The organism is Acinetobacter rudis (assembly GCF_031157835.1).
Lineage (GTDB): Bacteria > Pseudomonadota > Gammaproteobacteria > Pseudomonadales > Moraxellaceae > Acinetobacter > Acinetobacter rudis_A.
This window is the reverse complement of sequence record NZ_JAVIDR010000004.1, coordinates 102,707-123,681: the sequence shown is the minus strand read 5'-3', so window position 1 is coordinate 123,681 and position 20,975 is coordinate 102,707. Positions and strand designations below refer to the sequence as shown.

The window sequence follows — 20,975 nt, the reverse complement described above, 5'->3', positions numbered from 1 at the left end:
TTCATCAGATAATCTAAAAGGATAATATTAATGGTTACATCCGTTGTAAAAGCAGAGTATAAAATTTTTAAAGACAGAGGTTTAAAACTGGATATGTCTCGAGGAAAACCTTCTTCAGAGCAGTTAGAGTTGTCCAATGCAATTCATAACCAATTAACTACATTTAAATCTAAAGAAGGCATTGATATCCGAAATTATGGTGGTGCTCATGGTCTATTAGAAGCAAGATTACTATTTGAAAGCTTATTGGATATTCCATATTCACAAATTATTGTAGATAACAATTCCAGCCTAGCTTTAATGCATGATCTTATTGTTTTTGCTTTGATTTATGGTTTCCCTGATGGAGCACCATGGATCCAGAAACCAATATCAATTTTATGCCCAGTTCCTGGATATGACAGGCATTTTGCTATTTGTGAAGCATTAGGCATAAACATGATTAATATTAATATGCATGAAGATGGCCCAGATATTGAAGAAATCAGAAATATTGTAAAAGATAATCCAGACATTAAAGGAATATGGTGTGTACCAAAATACAGTAATCCAACTGGTGCTATATATTCAGATGAAGTAGTGCATAGTCTAGCAACAATAGAAACAGCCGCAACCGATTTTAAAATATTTTGGGATGATGCCTATCGCTTTCATCACCTTACTGATGAAAGAATTTCAACAGCTAATATTCTCGATCAATGTACCAAAGCTGGTTATCCGAACAGACCCATTATTTTTTCATCAACTTCTAAGATAACTTTAGCTGGAGCAGGCATTTCAGCTCTTGCTGCATCTCCAAGCAATATAGCATGGTGGGAAAAATGCACTGCTGTCCGAAGTATTGGACCAGATAAAATAAATCACTTTCGTCACGTACAGTTCCTAAAAGATCGGTGTAATATTGAACACTTAATGGAACAACATCGTCGGATTCTCAAACCTAAATTTGATGCAGTGATTGAACAATTTGAATATTACCTAAAAGATAATCCAAATATTTCATGGACGAATCCCAAAGGGGGATATTTCATCGATTTAAAAGTTCCACAGGGCTTTGCAAAAAGAACCATCGAATTAGCTAAAGATTTAGGAATTACATTAACGCCTGCTGGCGCTGCATTTCCTTATAGAATTGATCCAACAGATAATCATATTCGCATTGCACCGAGTTATCCTTCACTTTCAGAAATTATACAGGCCGCTAAGGGTATTTCTCTGTCCTTACTCTTAGCACTGAATGAGTGATCTCTAAAAAGGAACAGTCATTCAAAAGGGGGGAGTTGATTGGCTGTAGTGAAGTTGCAAGGCGATAATGCACTGAAAAAGCCCTTTTTAGGGAGAATATGTTTGGACTATTTATCAATAAAAACTAGTTTACAGCTCTATTGTCCAAACACAGTTGTGATCAAGTTTAAGTACGATTTGCTGTTCTAAATTGTGCTTAATGATTAAAAGCCCAGATATTGATTAAACAATATACTGGGCTTTTTTATAGCTAGAAATACTTGAATGGTTTAAGCAGAGGCATGAGATTTTTTAAATAAATAGCGAATTTATACTCTTACATTACTTAACCGCATAACGCTTATAACAATGATCTTTCCCTACCAGCACAATTTGGCAATCAAATTTTTCCCCGTCTACAGTCGCTACAAACTTGGTCTCAGTAATTGATGAAGAGCGATTAGAAATTGTGACCTTATCCACCGTTGTATTTAATTGTTTTGCTGTTTCGGCTGCAAGGCTCTTATCACTCATCATCGCACTACTTACTGTGGTACATCCTACTGTAGATAAACTGAACATTATAATAAATATTATTTTTTCCATTTTTAATCCTTAACAAGCAATGATCCCCAGTAGTACTGAGGACCATTCATTTTTTATAAATAATAAAATAGACATTTTAACGATGATGTATAAAAACTTACGCTTTATACATCAGCCGCTACTTTAATCGATATCCTTAATTTTAAAAAGTTATTTTACAATTAAAACGTGATTATTTTACCAAGATAGATTTCAATTCTAATAACATGCAGATCAAAAATTACTGCGTATTTTTATTAACCAACTGATTTTATGGTTAATTTTTAAACTAAAATTAAAAGGCAAGTTGGTATACTTCACTTCTTGATTACAAAGAGATCATTAAATATTATTTATGAATAAAACATATCATGCTGAGTTTAATACAGAGTTCAACCACCCCAATAAATAAATTGATGGTTACTCAAAGGAACTAAGACATTTTTTTGATGAAAATCTCTAAAAATTTGATCTGTAATTGCTGTGAAAGGCTCATCAGCAAAGTGTGGCAATATTGAAAAAGGAATAATGCCTAATCCTTTACTGTTTGCTAGATCTGGAGCTTTTGAGACATCATCCATCAATTTGATATATTCTAAGTCTGGAGCCAATATAATTGAACCAGCAGAACTTCCAATATAAAGCTTACCTTGCTCAATTAATTGTAAAATAATCTGATCGGCACCAGAACGTTTCAATTCTTGTAATAGATAAAAAGTATTGCCACCTGAAACGAAAATAAAGTCATTTCGGTTTAATGTCGCTTCTATCGTCTTTTGATCTGCTTCATCAATATCTAGAATCTCGACTTTTATCCCGAGTTGTTCAAAAGCCTGTTTATCATTCTCGACATAAAAAGTTATAGACTCTGGTTTACTCGCTGTAGGAATAAAAGTAACTGTTTTACCTACAAGTTCTTCATGAATACTTGTTTTAAAATCAAGATATACATCTGAAAATGAAGATGTTAAAAATAGTCTTGTCATCATAATGCCCTATTCGTATTTTAAACCACTCACCAACATGATAGGACGGATGCTTACTGTCCTTTTATTCTGCATTATATTCATCGCAATTCACTACACAACATGTTTAAATGTTCTAGATTGCAAAGAGAAAACTTTAATTTTATGCAACATTTAGCGCTCTATGTTGGTTTAATTCAACAACCCAATTCAAATCCTTTACTGCACATCATCAAACATGAACAGGTGCAGACTAAACAGCAGGATACTGATTTAGAAATCCAAACCTCTACAGAAAAGTTTTATTTTAATGATGGTGCTATCATTGAGAAAAATACTGAACAAGATGATTTAGCGATTGAAGTAGAAGCGTGTAATGAATGTTGGATTCAATATCAAGTCCTCCAACACCCAAACAACTTAAAAATTTCACCGAATAAAATTCAGTTTAACTCACATTGTCGTGAACAATATTGGTTAAAATACTTTAAATCTTCCACCTAATCGTTTAAACACAAGAGAGTCATGTTAGCTTAATCAAGCTGACCAAAGTGACCCTTTGGCTGCATGCTGTGCACGTACCCGAGCTTGTTGGTAAAAACGTAAAAATAGACCGGCAAAAATTAGAGCAAATACATCGATCCACCATAATGAACCATTGCTATACCAAAGACCATTCACAGGAAATAAATAAGCACACAGTGAAGTGAAAGGAATCAACAAAAGAACAATTGCAATAGCGAACAATAGATGAGGCAAAGCACGCGCAGCCCCAATGCAAAAACTATAAATTAAGCAACTCAAGAAAATGACATAATAACTATAAACCAATAAATGGTTGATGCTACTCAGCTGAGGTATTAAAACAAAGGCCCAACGCCCAAACAACATTGTGGTAAAAATAGCCAACACACAACCTAGGCATGCTCCAACAGTCAAACATGCAACGAAGCGAACGCTTTTAGCTTGCTCAGGGACAGCAATTTGAGGATTCTTCTGCCTTTTTACACGCGATTCAAGCCATAAAAGATTACCAGAATAAAATAAAAATGCGCCTCCCATACCCAAAACAAGATAAATCCAACGTGTAAAATCTCCACCGAAATTGCCAAAATGCAAACTAAACATGGAGTTAAGTAGTTTATCTAATGGGGCATTAAAGGCATTTAATGATGAAACATCGTAAGGGGTCGTTTGATATGGATTAAAAACAAGATAATCAAAACGATCACCTCGTAGCATATGATTCGGACTATATAGCGCTGCAAAAGCCATTGCCTTCTCAGGCTGATCTGCTTGTGTAAAACGTATAGAACTCACTTGATAGTCAGGTGCTTGCTGCTGTAAACGTAATAATATTTGCTCAACATCTAATTGCGCTGTAGGCTGATCGAGTTTTAATTCTGCACGACGTTCAAACATTGGACGATCTGCATAAGCCAATTTCGCCATTGCATCATAAAACACATCATGAAACGCGAATACTATAACTGTCACGCTAATAATGATATGAAAAGGTAGACTGCTAATACCTACAACATTATGCGTATCCAACCAAAAACGCTTTTTATTTTTACCCTTTCGAACTGCGAAGTAATCTTTGACCAATGTGGGTAAAAGAAGGATTAGCCCTGTCATCATTGCCATAAAATAAAGCAGTGCAACTATCCCCATGACATAAACACCAATAGTATGATGTCCAAACATGCCAGGAATACCACCTGTTTCATGTAATTGTTCAATCAGCCAGCCTACGTTAGAACGGTTTTCTTGTTGCACGTGCAATCGCCCATCTGTAGACAATGTTGCCAACATACTATTTTGGGCTGTATCAAACTGATCTTGAGCAACAAGCTGCTGCTTAGACTGCCACATCATCGGTGCATGATGGTACTCTTTGGAATCAACATTAATCTGGAAATTACGGATACTTTCAGGAAAGGCGGCCTGAGTCTGCTGTACCAATTGGTTAAACTGAGTCGGAGCAATTTGAGCCAAGCGTTGCTGTGGTGGTGTTGCCCATCGACTTAGATCATGTTGAAACATGGTCAATCCGCCTGCAAAGAAACAGATAAACAGCAAAACACCTGCGCTAATACCAACCCAAGTATGTAATTCTTTTGCAATTTTTAAAATATCAGTACGAACTTTCATCTTAACCTCGCAGCCAAAGGATACAGCTATAAGCCAACACTGCTGTGACTGCATAAATGGTGAGAGCTTGCCAACCTCTAGGAATAAAATAGGCAAGAAAAAATAGTGGGCACCATGACCAAGCAATAGCCCACATACCCAATTGTGGTGCCAAAGCACGATCTATATTTGTAAAACCTTGTGCAACTAAAGCACCAACTTCGATTGCAATAACCAACCCAAGGACAACCCCTGCTAGTGTTTTAGACCACCAATCAGCTCGGATTTTTACTTGATTTTTCACTTTCATATGCAACATATCTTTTTAAGGTAAATATCAAGGGAGTGAAACTCCAAACCATAATTGCGGTGACCATACACATAAAAATGGCGACCAATACATCCAAACAATAACTCAACATGCTCACTGCGATACCACCTATCAATATGGCGATATAACGTGAGATTTTTAATGGTTTCATCAGTAAAGTTTGGTTGTTATGACTGAGATAAATTAAAAAACAAGCCAAAGCAAACAATAAAATGGCGAATATCTTCATAGTCCTTTTACTCTCAAGGCAGATGATGATCAGCAATATTAGATTATAAAAAAAGCAGCTGATTTGGGATCATCAGCTGCCTTGTCAGTCATCTAAAAATCGAAACTTACACCCACTTTATAGGTACGCTCTGCACCAATAAGTGCATAGTTTGGATTGAACATCCCCTCCCAGTACTTTTTATTGGCGACATTATCAATATTGGCCATAAAACTTGTTTCTACTCCACCTAAACGCGTTTTATAACGTGCACCGACATCAACAATCGTAAAACTAGGCAGTGTTACATCATTATTGTCGTTGATATATTGTGAATCTACATGTGATACACGTGTATTCACGTTCAAGCCATCAACAAAAGGAAGCTGGTAATCTAAACCTATCCCAAAAGCAAACTTAGGTGTACCGAATTGAGTATTCCCCTCAGTCGCTTGACTTGCAGGTGACCGAGTAATTTTCGTATCAGTATAAGCAGCATTGAGCAGTAAATTTAAACCTTGATAAATTTCCCCCGATGCAGTCCACTCCACCCCTCTAGATCGTGTTTCCTTGCCATCAGTTGTAATCTGAATAATTTCACTATTCTTTGGGTCTCGATAGGTTTTATCTGTTGCTGTATCCGGTTTCTCAATTTGATAAATTGCGAATGTATTTAACCAAGATCCTTGTTGATATTTAGCACCAATTTCATATTGTTTGGTTTGATATGGGGCAAAAGTAACGCCATCATTTGCATCTTTGGGGTTATTAATCGTTGTACCCGCAGATAAACCTTCCACATAACTTGCATAAAGTGAACTGTTTTCACCCCATGGTTTTATCACCACAGCTAGACTTGGAGAAAGTTTGGACTCTTTGTACTGTGTTTTGTTAGTTAGAACTCGAGTATCCATTTCTTGATAACGTGCCCCTAAAATAAACTGTAATTTATCATTGAGCATTGAAATCTGATCAGTAAGCGTATAACTCACAAACTTATCATCTTTATACGGCACAACTACAGGTGGTGCTGGCATACTCCCACCTTGGCTTGGCTGATATAAATTGGTATTAAACGGTGTAACACCAGTAGCTTTATGCTGGTTATATTTACGAGTTAGATAATCTGCTCGTAAACCTAAAGTGTGTTGAATTACACCAGTATTAAACTTTCCTTCAACGCCAACATTACTGCTTACATTATGTTCTTTTGAGCGAGTACTATAATACTGTGATGTCGCGTTGCCTTGAGTATCAGTAAGAATCATCCGTGTGCCGAACATATGACCCGCATATTCCTTTTCAACATAACCTGCTCCAGCAAAAGCTTTGAGCTCAGGTGTAAATTGATACTCTGCATTGACACCAGCAAACTGACTGTTGGTCCAACCTTTCAAATGTGAGAAGTAATTACTACTACTTTTAGGTGCAGAAATAATCTGATTGATATTGGCAAATGACACCATTGCTGGAGAGCCACCATCACGATTCTCTCGTATGCTATAAGCATCAACATTGAGTTTGAGCTTTTCACCACGATAATCTGCTGCAATTGAACCTAATGCCAATCGGTCTTGCATATTATCTATAATATGCTCACCATCAGCATACACAGCATTTACACGTACCCCAAATTGATCATTTCCACCAAAACGACGTGCAAAATCAAAATGGGATTTATAATAACTATCTCCATCAAAACTCATACCAATGTGGTTTAAATCTTGATCAGCACGTTTCATATTTGCAATTAAAACCGCTCCAACATTGCCTGTTGGTGACATTCCTCCGACTAAAGCATTCGGTCCCTTCAATACAGTTATTGACTGTAAAAATTCTGTCGGTAAACGGCTAGTAGGCCCCATACCATATAAACCATTTAAAGCAACATCGTCGTTATGTAAAACAAAACCACGAACCTGAAAGTTTTCATTAAAGTGCCCTTGATTGGTACTTATTCGGATACTTGGATCATTCTTTAATACAGCGGCAAGTGTGCTACTTTGCTGGTCTTCAATCATTTTAGAAGTATAGGTGGTCACACTAAATGGTGTATCAATAACATCCTTATCACCTAAAGCAGTTAATTGTGCTGTTTTAGCCAAATGTCCATTAGCAAAACTTTGTGGCTCTGCATCTGCTTCTAATGTAATTGTTGGCAAAGCAACACGCTCATCCTCTGCCCAAATATCTGCTGATACACTGCTCAACATCAAGATTGCAACCGAGTGTGCAAGATGTTTCCGATAAAACTGCTTCATAGGAGAAAATTCAAAATAAACTAAATGATAATCATTATTATATTTATAATAATTATTGTTATTAATTGTATATTTAAATTAACCCATACATCTTGATTGTTTTTTACATTGGGAATTAATAAAAATTATTTAAAGTCAAATAGATAATACAAACATATTCTGATCATTCTTGATTATTTCATACCGTTCACACTTGAAATGTTTATTTTAATGATGATGTTTCAATAAAACTGGAACCATAAAAAATCATTAAAGTGTACCTTATAATGGTACCACCTAGCTCATTAAACTCAGCACTCTAATTTTCAAAACAGTTTAGAGGGCCATGCGATGGATTCTTTACGCTCTAACACTTCCTACGGTATTTCAGATGTACTCCCACCAACCATTGCTGGATTAATTTCAGTCATTGTTAATTATGGCGGTACATTTATTTTAATCTTCCAAGCTGCTCAAATTGCTGGACTCAATGCAGAGCTCACAGCGTCTTGGGTATGGTCCATTTCAATTGGTGTTGGGGTGAGTGGTATTTTACTGAGTTGGTATACACGTGAGCCGATTATCACGGCGTGGTCAACTCCTGCAGCAGCATTTTTAATCACCGCATTGGCTGCGGTACCCTATGCTGAAGCAATTGGAGCTTATATACTTTCAGCCCTTGCTTTTGTTATTTTGGGATTCACCGGCTATTTTGAAAAACTCATTCGTTTAATTCCTGCGAGTGTTGCATCAGCTTTGTTGGCTGGCATATTACTACAATTTGGTATTTCTACTTTTAGTAATATGAGCATCGACCCATTACTAGCAATTACTTTATTTTTTATCTATCTAATCACCAAGAGATTGTCTCCTCGCTATGCGATTGTGAGTGTTTTGCTTTTTGGTATTATCTTTTTAATGCTGCAATCACGTATCGATTTTTCAGGATTAAGCCTTACACTAACTACACCAATATTTACAGCACCAGCATTTTCACTTAACGCCCTATTAAGTGTTGCAATACCATTATTTTTAATTACGCTAACTGGCCAATATATGCCCGGTTTATTAGTGTTACAAAATGATGGTTTTAAAACTCGGGCCAAACCTATTCTTATTGTGACAGGAATTGGTTCAATGCTCATGGCACCATTTGGTTCACATGCATTCAATTTAGCGGCAATCACAGCTGCGATTTGTACTGGTAAAGAATCACATGAACAACCCAATCGACGTTGGATAGCAGGAATTGCAGCGGGTATATTTTATATTTTGGTGGGTATATTTGGTTTAAGCCTTGCAGCATTATTCGCAGCTTTTCCTCAACCATTTATTAGCACACTAGCAGGTTTGGCTTTACTTGCGACGATTGCGGGTAGCTTAGCCAATGCCATTCAAGATAATCACCATCGTGAAGCCGCACTGATTACATTTTTAGCAACGACAGCTAATATTCAATTATTTGGAATTGGAGGAGCATTTTGGGGTTTGGTATTAGGACTCATCGCCCATTGGATACTTAGCTCGACTGTAAAAAAATAATCCGAATGATTTTTTCTAAAATAACATTATGTCCAGCATAATGTTATTTTACGTTTTCAGCGTTACCTCAACCAAAGTCATGATTCTTCGTTCACTGATTCGATAAAAATATAATGTAACTGTTCGATGATTTGTCTCATTTCTTGCTCACTCAATGCTGCAAACCCAAAACGAATGTAAAAATGAGGCTTGGTTGAGTCTGAGAATAACGAACCAAAACTATACTCTGAATCAATATGTAAACTGGACAGCAAGTCAGCATAATGTGGCTGATAAGATAAATTAAATTTTATCCATAATGCCATACCACCTGCCGGTGTCGTTAACTCTACATTATGCTGAAAAATTTGTTGAAATAACTGCACAGCAAAATCACGTCGCGATTGATATATTTTACGCATTTTTCTAGTATGCCGTTTAATTTCACCTTGCTGCATAAGTTCAGCAATTGCCAACTCGGTGATTGAATTCCCTTGTTTATCAATTAACAAAATGTCCTGACACATCGCTTGAATAATCTTGAGATTGGCCACCACATATCCAACTCTTAAACTTGGTGCAAAAACCTTTGAGAGTGAGCCAATGTGTATAACATTTTCAGAATTAGGCAAACTCATTAAAGGTGGAATTGGACGACTGTCATAATGAAATTCGTGATCATAGTCATCCTCAATAATATAAAAATCAAAAGATTGAGATAGTTCCAATAGCTTTAAACGACGATCCATCGACATGGAAACCGTAGTTGGATATTGGTGATGTGGAGTCGTATAGACCGCTGCAACATCATGAGTTTGCAGTAGCTCAACAAGATGTTCTGTATCTAAACCATATTGATCCAATCGCACAGGAATAACCTGATAATAATTAGATAAGAAAGTATCTAATGCTGGTGGATAAGACCACTGCTCTACAATAATCACTCGGCCTTGTAGTTGTTGCTTAGCCAAAACACGAGCTGCAAGAAAAATGCCCATTTGACTGCCACGCACAACACAAATATGCTCAACTGTCGCAGAAATAAAACGTTCCATAGACAGCATAGCTAACAATGCTTGTCGTAACTCTAGACTGCCCTGAGGATCTGCATACCCCATAATTTGTTGACGAGTAACCTGAATCAAAGCCCGACGATATGCACGAGAAAAAAGCTCATAGGGAATGAGTCGAGTATCGGGTATACCATCATTTTTAATACTCAGTTCTGGTAACCTTGGAGTAGATTCATCCCCCACAGTTAAGGTCTGCACTGTAGGCTTTAGTTTTGCTTGCGATTTCAAATCTGGCAAATGCCCAGATACAAATGTACCCTGCCTAGATTTAGAAATTAACCAACCTTGTGCTTCTAAATCTTCGTAAACCAGCTGCACGGTTTTACGATTAATCTCTAGCTCCTCAGCCAAAGTACGTGAACCAGGTAAACGAGTACCTAAGGCGAGTCGACCAGATAAAATTTCCTGAATAATCTGATTGGCCAATTTTAAAAAGAGTGTTTTTTCTTTTCGGGCTGAGAGATGAAATCGAACTTTCCAAGGCTGTTGCATAGCATTCTGGACCATATAAGTTTTTAAAACTGGATATTTTAAACCCTCCAAGGATTTCCTATTCTGACCCTGTTGTATTTACAAATCAACTCAATAGGACATGTTATGGAAACGGCATTACTTAACAAACAGCAATTAATGCAGAAAGCTCAGAACAGTATGCAACAGCTTTTTCAAGACGAATCTTATAGTGACCAACAAAAACTCGCACTGACCTGTCGTATTTTATTTGATCATGGCCATGACGCAGGTCTTGCTGGACAAATTACCAGTCGTACTGATAAAGGCAATACTTTCATCACGCAGCGATTCGGTTTAGGTTTCGATGAAATCACAGCAAATAATCTCCTTGAAGTAGATGAGGACTTAAAACCTCTCAACGGTGAAGGTATGGCAAATCCTGCAAACCGTTTTCATACTTGGATTTATAAACAACACCCTGAAGTAAATTGCATTATTCATACCCATCCAACACATGTTGCTGCATTGTCTATGCTTCGTGTGCCATTGGTCATTTCACATATGGATACCTGCGCCCTATATGAAGATTGCTCATTTGTCGGAGAATGGCCTGGTGTCCCTGTAGGGAATGAAGAAGGGATTTTAATCTCTGGAGCTCTAGGTACAAATCGTGCAGTTTTGTTATCTCATCATGGTCAGTTGGTTACTGGTAAAACAATTGAAGAAGCCTGTAATTTAGCTATTTTAATTGAGCGTGCCGCACGCCTACAGCTTTTAGCAATGGCAGCAGGGCAAATTCAACAGATTCCACACGAACTTGCAAAAGAAGCCCATGACTGGGTCTCAACTCAAAAACGTAATCAAGTCAACTTTGCTTACTACGCACGCAAGGCATTAAAAACTCACAAAGACTGTTTAGAGGGATAATCTCATGAAACTCAACGGTATTATTGCTTATCCCATCACACCTTTTAAAGCAGACACACAAGAGCTTGACTTTGATGCGCTCACCATCACGCTTAATAGTTTACTTGAGCAAGAATGTGATGCGATTGCACCTCTAGGTAGTGCAGGTGAAAGTGCCTATTTATCTTGGTCTGAATGGCAACAGGTTGCTGAAAAAAGTATTGAAGTTGTGAACCATCGAGTGCCTGTGATTTTAGGTATTTCAGAACTGACGACCCAAATGGCCATCCAGAAAGCAAAAATGGCTGAACAGCTAGGTGCTGATGTGATTATGGTTCTTCCTATTTCTTATTGGAAACTCACCGATGAAGAAATATATGAGTATTATCAGCAAATTGCCGCTGCAACAAAATTGCCGATTATGGTCTACAACAACCCAGCGACCAGTGGCGTAGACTTGTCACCAGAACTGATTGTAAAAATGTTCCAAGATATTGAAAACATATGTATGGTCAAAGACAGTACGGGTGATATTCAGCGTATGCATAAATTCTATGAATTAACGCAAGGCAAATTACCTTTTTACAATGGGTGTAACCCACTCGCATTAGAAGCGTTTTGTGCTGGTGCAAGTGGCTGGTGTACAGTTGCACCAAACTTATTAGGCAAGCTCCCTCGCCAGCTTTATCAAGCCATAAAAAGTGGTGATTTAGCACAAGCCCAAACGCTGTTTTATAAACAACTTCCTGTATTACGTTTCGTTGTACAAGGCGGTCTACCGAAGACTGTAAAAGCAGGCTTAAATGAGCTAGGTTTTAGCGTTGGAGATCCACGCAAGCCATTACAAAGCGCAACCCCAGCAGAAATTGAACACTTAAAAACCTTAATCAAACAAGCAACAACTGCCTAAGCCCAAAATACACACCATATAGTGAGGCCAAGACCTTGCTATATGGATGCCTAAAATAATCAAAATGCTCAATTTACGCTCTTGTATCAGTCGAATTTTCAAGTAAAACTCAGTATTAAACCTGTCTTTTGCTGAGTAAAAATAATCACATGTCTGAGATAGTATTTTCAATTATTTTATTTGCGGCATTACTCCATGCAACCTGGAATGCGGTAGTTAAATCGGCACCGAATAAATATTTAACGACTGTATTGGTCACAGGCACGGCTGCATTATGGGCATTAGTTTTATTGCCTTTTTTTCCTGTACCTAGCCCACAAAGTTGGCCATTTATTGCAGGTTCAGTCATTTTACAAATTATATATTTTGTTTTATTAGCAAAGACTTATCAGATTGCAGATATGAGTCAGGCCTATCCTTTGATGAGAGGTAGTGCTCCATTAATTGTTGCCCTGTCTAGTATCGTATTATTTAACGATCAGTTAAATAGCATGGCTTGGGGCGGAATAATAATCCTGTGTATTGGAATATTATTTATGCTCTGTACTAAACACACTATACAAGGTAAAACTTTAATACTTGCGCTGTCGAATGCTGTCGTCATCGCTAGCTACACCCTACTCGATGCAATAGGAGCACGCTATTCTGGCTCAGCTATTGCCTACTCACTCTGGATTTTTTTACTCACAGGACTATGGATGCTCAGTAGTCTGGCCTTAAATCATCAAACTAAGCACTGGCAATACCTCAAAAAATATTGGTACTTTGGTATTTTAGGTGGTATTTGTACAATCGGGTCTTATACCTTAGCACTTTGGGCGATGACCCAAGCCCCTGTCGCAATGATCGCAGCATTACGTGAAAGCTCTATTTTATTTGCCTTAATCATCGCAATTTTTGTACTCAAAGAAAAAGTAGGCCTGATACGCCTACTTTCCGCAGGTATTATTGTACTGGGTATACTCATCCTGCGGCTGGCCTAAATACTTTATCCCAATTCAGTTTCATGCAAAAAATGCGTGTGGTGTGGCGCACGTTTCGTCTTTGTCCACTCTTCTAACATTTCTGTTTTCATTTCTTCAGTAATTCGTGCAATTTTATCAGCAGCATGTGGATCGTTATAAGTCAGTTCAAGCCGATGGCCATTAGGATCAAAAAAGTAAATCGAGTGAAAAATCCCATGATTTGTTACACCAAGTACTTTCACACCATTTTGCTCTAAATGATCTTTTGCAGCGAGTAAGGCTTCCTGATTAGCAACTTCAAAAGCAATATGCTGCACCCACTGTGGCGTATTTTCATCACGCCCCATTTCAGGTTGCGTAGGTAATTCAAAAAATGCCAAAACATTGCCTTGCCCTGCATCTAAAAACAAATGCATATAAGGGTCAAAAGCTTTGGTTGAAGGAACATGATCCTCCGCAAAAGCTAAAATAAAATCCATATGCAACATCGTCTTATACCACTGAACCGTCTCTAGTGCATCTTTACAACGATATGCTACATGATGAATTTTTTGGATTGCAAATGTCATAAAAAACTCCTTTTTTATTCCTGTTATTGCGCATCAACTTGCTGTTCTGGTGCCGCCTGTATAAAGGCTGGAATCGTCATACAGTGTTGATAAATAGATTGAATTTTGGAAAATTTACTTAAGTTGATATCAAAACGCAGTGCGTTATAGACTTGGGGAATCAGACAACAGTCTGCAAAGCTTGGCTGTTGACCAAAACAAAACTGACCATTTGATTGTGTCAGCTGTGTCTCTAAAGACTGAAATCCTTGCTCAACCCAATGTTGATACCATTGCTGTTTTTGTTTTACATCCATGCCCACTTCATCAACTAAATATTGCAATACTCTTAAATTATTCAGTGGATGAATATCACAACAGATTGCCTGAGCGAAACTACGAACCTGAGCACGCTCGGCATAGTCAAAAGGTAACAATGCTGGTGATGAATAGCGTTCTTCTAAATATTCTAGAATGCTCATCGACTGTCCCAATGTTACCGAATCATCAACCCAGGTCGGAACCAATTCACTGGCATTGATCTGGCGGTAAACTGCACCATGCTGCTCCCCACCATTTTTGAGTAAATGGACAGGGATAATGCTATAGTCTATCCCCTTAATATTGAGTGCAATTCTGACTCTATAAGCTGCCGAACTGCGAAAATAGCTATACAGTTGCATGATGAAATTGCCTTATTTGACAGGGAAATTAAAATCAAGTGCTGCTAAAACTTGATTTCGTACTTCCCCAAAACCGACACGGATACCGTCTTTTTCTGCATAACCCTTCATAACAATACTGTCACCATCTTCAATAAAACCACGACTTTTTCCATGGCTGAGCTGTAAGGGTTTAGTATTGTTCCAAGTCAGTTCTAACAAGCTGCCATAGGCATTTGGTGCTGCACCAGAAATGGTGCCTGACCCCATTAAATCACCTACCTGCAAATTACAGCCAGAAACCGTATGATGTGTCAGTTGTTGTGCCATCGACCAGTACATATATTTAAAATTGGTTTGGCAAATAACATCTGCTTGAGTCTCCCCAACAGGAATAATTTCTACGGATAAATTGATATCAAAACTGTTATTTTGATGGTCTTCTTGTAAATAAGCCAAAGGTTGAGGAGCTTGCTGTGGACCTGCTGTTCTAAAAGGTTCAAGTGCCTCTAAGGTCACAATCCAAGGAGAAATTGCACTCGCGAACGTTTTTGAGTTGAATGGGCCAAGGGGAACATATTCCCATTGTTGAATATCCCGTGCAGACCAATCATTCAGAAGTACCATACCAAAAATATGTTCCCAAGCCTGCTCAATTGCTACTGGCTGGCCCAATGAAGTATTTTTAGCGACCACAAATGCTGTTTCTAATTCAAAATCTAATTTTTGACTGGCAGCAAAGGTCGGTCTTTGCTGATCAGCAGCTTTAATTTGTCCTGAAGGTCGAATGATCTCTGTCCCACTCACCACCACTGAACTCGCACGACCATTGTAACCTACAGGTAATTCGCTCCAATTTGCCAATAAAGCATTTTTCGGATCACGAAACATACATCCCACATTTGTTGCATGCTCTTTTGAAGAGTAAAAATCAGTATAACCAGCAACTTGAATTGGTAAATGCAAACAAACCTCAGCCTGTGCAAACAGCACTTTTTTGAGTAGTGCATGATCTTGTTGCAGCTTAGGATTATCTTTAGAAAATAAGCTTTGTAACGCACGGCGTACACGAGACCACTGTTGCTTACCTGCAGCAATAAATGCATTTAAATTAGGCTGAGAAAAATATTGAGTTGTGGTTTCTAAGCCCAGTAAACCACCTTGTTCCAGAGCAGCCAGATCAATAACCCACTCTCCCAAAGCAACGCCAACTCGCCTTGGACCATCTATACGCTCGCTAAAAATACCATAAGGTAGATTGTGCAGTGTGAAATCACTATCTGTAGCAATCTCAATAAATGAAGTAAGTGACGTATCTATCATGAGCGTTCCTTGTCTTATCGCTTTTTTACTATGACTAGCATTGATTTATTTCATCATACGCACTTTTTATAATTACGCAATACATAATAAAATTACAAATAATGTAATTTATGTCTAATTTCTATTGAACGTTTAGCGTCGTTTTGAGATATAGTAAAACCCGATCGTATTATGCAATACATAATTTTACATGGAGTAATTATGCATATGGATAAAAATAACACAGTGCCTAATCAAAGCTCTGGCCAACTCAAAGCAGGCTTAAGTAGTCGACATATTCAACTTATTGCACTTGGTGGTTCAATTGGTACTGGGCTTTTTCTAGGTATTTCTCAATCCATAAAAATGGCGGGTCCTTCCGTTATATTAGGTTATGCGCTAGCAGGATTAATAGCATTCTTAATGATGCGTCAATTAGGTGAAATGGTGGTAGAAGAACCTGTTAGCGGTTCATTTAGCCATTTTGCACAAAAGTATTGGGGCCCTTTTGCTGGTTTTATTTCTGGCTGGAATTATTGGGTATTAAATATTTTAGTCTGTATGGCTGAGCTGAGTGCTATAGGGCTTTATGTTCAATACTGGTGGCCCGAGATCCCAACTTGGGTATCTGCACTAGCTTTCTTTCTCATTATTAATGGAATTAATCTACTGCATGTAAAACTGTTCGGAGAAATGGAATTTTGGTTCTCAATTATTAAAGTTGTTGCCATTTTAGCCATGATTGGTTTCGGTTCATATTTGCTTGCAACAGGAACAGCTGGACCACAAGCTGGGTTTAGTAATCTCTGGGCATTAGGTGGCTTCTTTCCTAATGGTGTGCAAGGCTTAGTCATGGCAATGGCCGCGATTATTTTTGCCTTTGGAGGCATTGAATTGGTGGGAATTGCGGCGGCAGAGACTCATCAGCCTGAGAAAACATTACCCAAAGCAATTAATCAAATCGTCTACCGAGTACTATTATTTTATATCGCAACACTAACTATCTTATTGGCTTTATTCCCATGGAATCACATTGCTCAAGGTGGCAGTCCATTTGTTATGATCTTCGCCACATTAGACAGTGTTGGTGTGGCAACAGCGCTTAATTTTGTCATTTTAACTGCTGCTGTTTCGGTTTATAACAGTATTTCTTATTGTACCAGCCGTATGTTGTTGAGTTTGGCTCAACAAGGTAATGCACCGAAAGCTTTAGCACGTATTAATCAACGAGGCATCCCAACCAATGCTGTACTGGTTTCAGCTCTTGCCAGTGCAATCTGTGTCGTGATTAATTACATCTTCCCTGAAAAAGCCTTTGGCCTATTAATGATGTTGGTTGTTGCTGCGATTGTAATTAACTGGGTGATGATTTCATTAACTCACCTTAAGTTTCGTCAACATATGCAACAACAAGGACGAGCATTAAAATTTGCCAGTTTTGCTTATCCACTGAGTAATTATTTGTGTATCGTCTTTATGTTGGCAATCTTATGTGTCATGGCAATCAGTCCAGACATGCAAATTGCAGTATGGATGTTACCTGCTTGGGTTCTCTGTTTAACAGCCGCTTACTTTATTAAAAAACGGCAAAAGAGTATCTCAAATAATATTATTTTAGATTAGAAGCAAAACCATACGATACGCCTTACATATAAATAAAGCCTTTGTTCTCTATATTACAGAGGCTTTTTTATACTTAGAAGATCACAAATAAAATTATGAATTATGTAATTTAATTATGTATTGCATAACAAAATGGTTTTTAGTAAGCTTTATTCAACAGCTTAATATGCATAGTCCTAATACCATAAAACAGCTTAGAGCGACGGAATTACATTACACATGTGATGCTCAAGTATACAAAAAGTGGACTTCACATATTAGGTGCGCCGAGAGGCAATAACCAACTGATAGGAAAAATATAAATGGATATTTTAGAGAACCCTTTAGAACTGTGCGGATTTGCATTTATTGAGTTTGTGTCTAAAGATGGCGAACTTGATCAGATCTTTAAAACGATTGGTTTTACCAAGGTAGCTCAACATAAATCTAAAAATGCACATTTATGGCGACAAGGTAATATTAATATCATTTTGAATTATCAACCTGAATCGTATGCCTCTTTCTTCTTTCAAGAACATGGGCCTTCGGCTTGCGCAATGGGGTTTAAAACACTTGATGCAGCAAAGGCATTTGATCGAGCCATTCAGCTAGGTGCAGAACCAATCCACTCTAAAGTTGGTCCTATGGAACTTAATATCCCAGCAATTAAAGGTATTGGTGGAATGCCGATTTTTTTAGTTGACCGTGATATTTATGAAAATGACTTTATTTTCTTTAATGATGTTGACCGTCATCCTGTCGGTGTAGGCCTAAACGAAATTGATCATCTCACTCATAATGTTTACAAAGGTCGAATGGAATACTGGTCAAACTTCTACGAGAAAATCTTTAATTTCCGTGAAATTCGCTATTTCGACATTAAAGGTGAATATACAGGTTTAACCTCCAAAGCACTGACTGCTCCAGATGGTCTTATTCGCATTCCTCTTAATGAAGATTCAGATAAAGGCAACGGTCAAATTGCTGAATTCCTCACAGACTTCAACGGTGAAGGTATCCAACATATTGCCTTTATTACTGATGATTTATTAGCAACATGGGACAAATTAAAAAGTCTAGATCTTAAGTTTATGACTGCCCCACCCAATACATATTATGAAATGTTAGAGGAACGCCTACCAGAGCATGGTGAACCAACTGCAGAATTACAAAAACGTGGTATTTTGCTTGATGGACAAACCAAAGATGGACAAAAAAAATTACTGTTGCAAATTTTTTCTGAAAATATGATTGGTCCTGTATTTTTTGAATTTATTCAACGTAAAGATGATGATGGTTTTGGTGAAGGTAATTTTAAAGCGCTTTTTGAATCGATTGAACGTGATCAAATCCGTCGTGGCGTATTAAATACTGATATCTAGTGAATAACCATACCATGCCTAAATACTAAGTAGAGTATTTAGGCATATTTATTCCAAACTCATCATTATAAGCCTCATAGATTAGGGATATATATCAATCACGATATGGTTATCCACCAACTGCCAAATCTTATCTATATCTACATTTCGGACTGCAATACATCCTAGAGTCCAATCCTTTTGAGGTAAATAACTCATCAACCTTGGCGTTAGCTCTAAATTAAAAAAGCCTGACATCCTGTCAGGCTTTTTCATATTCAGTCTTAGGGTCAACTCCTGTCATCCCTCACTATCCTGGTGCTGAACTTATCATTGTTGTTTTATGTTTTGGAACATCCTGTTCTCTATGTGTTCATAATATGTAAATGTGAAAAATCTGTATAGCAGCTAAAATCCCTATTCTGTGTCAGCAAAAGCTTACACCAATCATCTATACTCTATTTCACAATCTTCAACATCAAGTCAAATATGTGGCTGATTTCTTGTCTTGACACATAAAGCAATAATACATGCAGCGATTGCACTCAATATAGCAGCACTCATTAAGTTTTGCTGTAGCCCCATATGATCAACAATAAACCCACCTGTAAATGCTCCCAAGCCAATTGATAAATTAAACATTGATATATTAAAGGCTGATGCGATTTCAACTTGTTTAGGCGCAGCACGCATCATCCATGTCATTAATGATACGGACACACCACCATATGCCATCCCCCAAACCAATAACAGTACAATGCTAATAGACTGAGAGTTTCCATAGGCAGCAAATAACAACAAAGAGAGGCCAGTAAATACTGAGATTGTACATAATGTTTGCCACAAATATTTCTGGGCAAAATAACCTGCGGTGAAATTACCTAATATGCCAAAGAAGCCATAAACTAAAAGTAATGTACTAATATGTTGATCTGAAAATTGAGATACGGATTGCAGTAATGGTCGAATAAACGTATACGCAGAGAACTGAGCCATAACCATAAAAACAGTAATCGCTAAACCAAATAAAATATTCTTTTGTTTAAGCACTCTTAAGCTAGAAGACCAATGTGTAGTAGGATCAGTTGCTAAAGATGGTAATGACCAGTACAACATCAAAAATACAATCGCCACCATAACGGCAATACAAATAAATGCAAAACGCCAGCCCCATAGGTCGCCTAAATAAACACCCAAGGGAACACCAAGTACAGAAGCAGCAGCAATACCACTAAAAATAATTGAAGTTGCTAAACCCACTGCATGTAAGGGAACTAAACGAATGGCTAGACTACCAGCCATACACCAAATTCCGCCCATTGAGATACCAAACAATATACGAGCAAATAACAACCAATGAAAATGAGTTACCCATGCAGCCATTAAATTTGAGCCGAGTAACAACAGCATAAAAAATAATAATAAACCACGCCGATTAATGCGGTTAAAAAAGAGCACAACACAAGGGGCAGTAATTGCAGCAATCCATGAAGGCAATGAAATAATTAAACTACTCTGCCCAACGGATTGATCTAAACTATGTGCAATAGGTGTCAGCAAACCAATAGGTAATATTTCCGCACTCACAACTGCAAAAATTGCTAGCGCCACAGATATCACTGCCAACCAAGCACGGTAACCAACTGGTTGAGGTGAGTTGACCATATTTTCTCTACTCATGTTTTCTTTGTTCATCAGACACACAAAGGAATTGAATCCGCTTGCTTTTAAAATCACTTCAGGGTTTAAGATAATAACAAATGAGATTAGTCACATACTATTTGATCATTGCGATACAGTTTGAGACTTAAGTTTGAATCCAAATTGGAATAAGTATGAATAATGCTTGTCACTTAATCAGAAAAATTCATAGAAAACAAAGTAACTTATAAAATTAGCAGCAATTCCAAAGTGATATGTTATTCAGAAGTTTTTTTAAAACATCAGCATTTGCTGTATTTTAAGATGTCACCACAATACTCTAGG

Annotated in this window: 18 protein-coding genes and 1 pseudogene; 8 read left to right on the top strand and 11 right to left on the bottom strand. The window is 37.6% G+C overall.

What is annotated here, in order from left to right; translation table 11 throughout:
* The first annotated feature begins 30 nt into the window (after positions 1-30).
* On the top strand, positions 31-1,245 hold the full coding sequence (locus RFH42_RS06295; RefSeq protein ID WP_308974744.1) for an aminotransferase class I/II-fold pyridoxal phosphate-dependent enzyme: 1,215 nt from the start codon (positions 31-33) through the stop codon (positions 1,243-1,245).
* 321 nt (positions 1,246-1,566) lie between these two features.
* Here RFH42_RS06295 and RFH42_RS06290 read toward each other — a convergent pair whose 3' ends face one another.
* Positions 1,567-1,830: a hypothetical protein gene (locus RFH42_RS06290; RefSeq protein WP_308974743.1), complete on the bottom strand. Its 264-nt coding sequence runs from the start codon at positions 1,828-1,830 to the stop codon at positions 1,567-1,569.
* 371 nt (positions 1,831-2,201) lie between these two features.
* Positions 2,202-2,795, bottom strand: coding sequence for a Type 1 glutamine amidotransferase-like domain-containing protein (locus tag RFH42_RS06285; protein ID WP_308974742.1), 594 nt, complete (start codon positions 2,793-2,795; stop codon positions 2,202-2,204).
* Between the two features lie 144 nt (positions 2,796-2,939).
* Between RFH42_RS06285 and RFH42_RS06280 the strand changes: the two genes are divergently transcribed.
* A complete protein-coding gene (locus RFH42_RS06280) occupies positions 2,940-3,278 on the top strand; it encodes a hypothetical protein (RefSeq protein WP_308974741.1) in 339 nt (112 codons plus the stop codon).
* A 33-nt stretch (positions 3,279-3,311) separates the two neighbouring features.
* Here the strand turns inward: RFH42_RS06280 and RFH42_RS06275 are convergent, their stop codons facing one another.
* From RFH42_RS06275 to RFH42_RS06265, 3 genes are all read right to left on the bottom strand, one after another.
* Entirely contained in the window at positions 3,312-4,928 is a 1,617-nt protein-coding gene (locus RFH42_RS06275; protein WP_308974740.1) for a PepSY-associated TM helix domain-containing protein, read from the bottom strand.
* Position 4,929: 1 nt separating this feature from the next.
* On the bottom strand, positions 4,930-5,217 hold the full coding sequence (locus RFH42_RS06270) for a hypothetical protein (protein ID WP_308974739.1): 288 nt from the start codon (positions 5,215-5,217) through the stop codon (positions 4,930-4,932).
* Between the two features lie 342 nt (positions 5,218-5,559).
* Positions 5,560-7,707: a TonB-dependent receptor gene (locus RFH42_RS06265; RefSeq protein WP_308974738.1), complete on the bottom strand. Its 2,148-nt coding sequence runs from the start codon at positions 7,705-7,707 to the stop codon at positions 5,560-5,562.
* A gap of 330 nt (positions 7,708-8,037) precedes the next feature.
* Here RFH42_RS06265 and RFH42_RS06260 point away from each other — a divergent pair, with 330 nt between their 5' ends.
* Complete coding sequence (locus RFH42_RS06260) at positions 8,038-9,228, top strand: benzoate/H(+) symporter BenE family transporter (protein ID WP_308974737.1); 1,191 nt, start codon at positions 8,038-8,040, stop codon at positions 9,226-9,228.
* Between the two features lie 77 nt (positions 9,229-9,305).
* On the opposite strand, the gene pdxR is transcribed toward RFH42_RS06260, so the two are convergent.
* Positions 9,306-10,772, bottom strand: coding sequence for a MocR-like pyridoxine biosynthesis transcription factor PdxR (gene pdxR, locus RFH42_RS06255; protein WP_374990817.1), 1,467 nt, complete (start codon positions 10,770-10,772; stop codon positions 9,306-9,308).
* A gap of 105 nt (positions 10,773-10,877) precedes the next feature.
* Between pdxR and RFH42_RS06250 the strand changes: the two genes are divergently transcribed.
* From RFH42_RS06250 to RFH42_RS06240, 3 genes are all read left to right on the top strand, one after another.
* On the top strand, positions 10,878-11,660 hold the full coding sequence (locus RFH42_RS06250) for an aldolase (protein WP_308974735.1): 783 nt from the start codon (positions 10,878-10,880) through the stop codon (positions 11,658-11,660).
* Between the two features lie 4 nt (positions 11,661-11,664).
* Positions 11,665-12,549 carry a dihydrodipicolinate synthase family protein gene (locus RFH42_RS06245; protein WP_308974734.1) on the top strand — a complete coding sequence of 295 codons (885 nt, stop codon included), beginning with the start codon at positions 11,665-11,667 and terminating at the stop codon, positions 12,547-12,549.
* Positions 12,550-12,698: 149 nt separating this feature from the next.
* Complete coding sequence (locus tag RFH42_RS06240; RefSeq protein WP_308974733.1) at positions 12,699-13,532, top strand: SMR family transporter; 834 nt, start codon at positions 12,699-12,701, stop codon at positions 13,530-13,532.
* A gap of 5 nt (positions 13,533-13,537) precedes the next feature.
* On the opposite strand, the gene RFH42_RS06235 is transcribed toward RFH42_RS06240, so the two are convergent.
* Genes RFH42_RS06235 through fahA form a run of 3 tightly spaced genes read right to left on the bottom strand, consistent with a single transcriptional unit; the run spans position 13,538 to position 16,044 of the window.
* Positions 13,538-14,083 (bottom strand): VOC family protein, encoded by a 546-nt coding sequence (locus RFH42_RS06235; protein WP_308974732.1) that lies wholly within the window; start codon positions 14,081-14,083, stop codon positions 13,538-13,540.
* Positions 14,084-14,106: 23 nt separating this feature from the next.
* Positions 14,107-14,745, bottom strand: coding sequence for a maleylacetoacetate isomerase (maiA, locus tag RFH42_RS06230; protein ID WP_308974731.1), 639 nt, complete (start codon positions 14,743-14,745; stop codon positions 14,107-14,109).
* 12 nt (positions 14,746-14,757) lie between these two features.
* The gene (gene fahA / locus RFH42_RS06225) at positions 14,758-16,044 is read right to left on the bottom strand and encodes a fumarylacetoacetase (protein ID WP_308974844.1); all 1,287 of its coding nucleotides are present in this window, start codon (positions 16,042-16,044) and stop codon (positions 14,758-14,760) included.
* A gap of 210 nt (positions 16,045-16,254) precedes the next feature.
* Between fahA and RFH42_RS06220 the strand changes: the two genes are divergently transcribed.
* Positions 16,255-17,649, top strand: coding sequence for an amino acid permease (locus RFH42_RS06220; protein ID WP_308974730.1), 1,395 nt, complete (start codon positions 16,255-16,257; stop codon positions 17,647-17,649).
* Between the two features lie 302 nt (positions 17,650-17,951).
* Positions 17,952-19,010, top strand: a complete 1,059-nt coding sequence (hppD, locus tag RFH42_RS06215; protein WP_308974729.1) for a 4-hydroxyphenylpyruvate dioxygenase — start codon at positions 17,952-17,954, stop codon at positions 19,008-19,010.
* 81 nt (positions 19,011-19,091) lie between these two features.
* Here the strand turns inward: hppD and RFH42_RS06210 are convergent.
* Positions 19,092-19,202, bottom strand: a pseudogene (locus RFH42_RS06210) (L,D-transpeptidase family protein); the annotation flags it as partial.
* 270 nt (positions 19,203-19,472) lie between these two features.
* Positions 19,473-20,684 (bottom strand): MFS transporter, encoded by a 1,212-nt coding sequence (locus tag RFH42_RS06205; protein ID WP_308974728.1) that lies wholly within the window; start codon positions 20,682-20,684, stop codon positions 19,473-19,475.
* Positions 20,685-20,975: the final 291 nt, after the last annotated feature.

Coding starts and splice junctions, on each gene's coding strand:
- RFH42_RS06295 (WP_308974744.1), top strand. CDS start 31: ATGGTTACATCCGTTGTAAAAGCAGAGTATAAAATTTTTAAAGACAGA.
- RFH42_RS06290 (WP_308974743.1), bottom strand. CDS start 1,830: ATGGAAAAAATAATATTTATTATAATGTTCAGTTTATCTACAGTAGGA.
- RFH42_RS06285 (WP_308974742.1), bottom strand. CDS start 2,795: ATGACAAGACTATTTTTAACATCTTCATTTTCAGATGTATATCTTGAT.
- RFH42_RS06280 (WP_308974741.1), top strand. CDS start 2,940: ATGCAACATTTAGCGCTCTATGTTGGTTTAATTCAACAACCCAATTCA.
- RFH42_RS06275 (WP_308974740.1), bottom strand. CDS start 4,928: ATGAAAGTTCGTACTGATATTTTAAAAATTGCAAAAGAATTACATACT.
- RFH42_RS06270 (WP_308974739.1), bottom strand. CDS start 5,217: ATGAAAGTGAAAAATCAAGTAAAAATCCGAGCTGATTGGTGGTCTAAA.
- RFH42_RS06265 (WP_308974738.1), bottom strand. CDS start 7,707: ATGAAGCAGTTTTATCGGAAACATCTTGCACACTCGGTTGCAATCTTG.
- RFH42_RS06260 (WP_308974737.1), top strand. CDS start 8,038: ATGGATTCTTTACGCTCTAACACTTCCTACGGTATTTCAGATGTACTC.
- pdxR (WP_374990817.1), bottom strand. CDS start 10,772: ATGCAACAGCCTTGGAAAGTTCGATTTCATCTCTCAGCCCGAAAAGAA.
- RFH42_RS06250 (WP_308974735.1), top strand. CDS start 10,878: ATGGAAACGGCATTACTTAACAAACAGCAATTAATGCAGAAAGCTCAG.
- RFH42_RS06245 (WP_308974734.1), top strand. CDS start 11,665: ATGAAACTCAACGGTATTATTGCTTATCCCATCACACCTTTTAAAGCA.
- RFH42_RS06240 (WP_308974733.1), top strand. CDS start 12,699: ATGTCTGAGATAGTATTTTCAATTATTTTATTTGCGGCATTACTCCAT.
- RFH42_RS06235 (WP_308974732.1), bottom strand. CDS start 14,083: ATGACATTTGCAATCCAAAAAATTCATCATGTAGCATATCGTTGTAAA.
- maiA (WP_308974731.1), bottom strand. CDS start 14,745: ATGCAACTGTATAGCTATTTTCGCAGTTCGGCAGCTTATAGAGTCAGA.
- RFH42_RS06220 (WP_308974730.1), top strand. CDS start 16,255: ATGGATAAAAATAACACAGTGCCTAATCAAAGCTCTGGCCAACTCAAA.
- hppD (WP_308974729.1), top strand. CDS start 17,952: ATGGATATTTTAGAGAACCCTTTAGAACTGTGCGGATTTGCATTTATT.
- RFH42_RS06205 (WP_308974728.1), bottom strand. CDS start 20,684: ATGAACAAAGAAAACATGAGTAGAGAAAATATGGTCAACTCACCTCAA.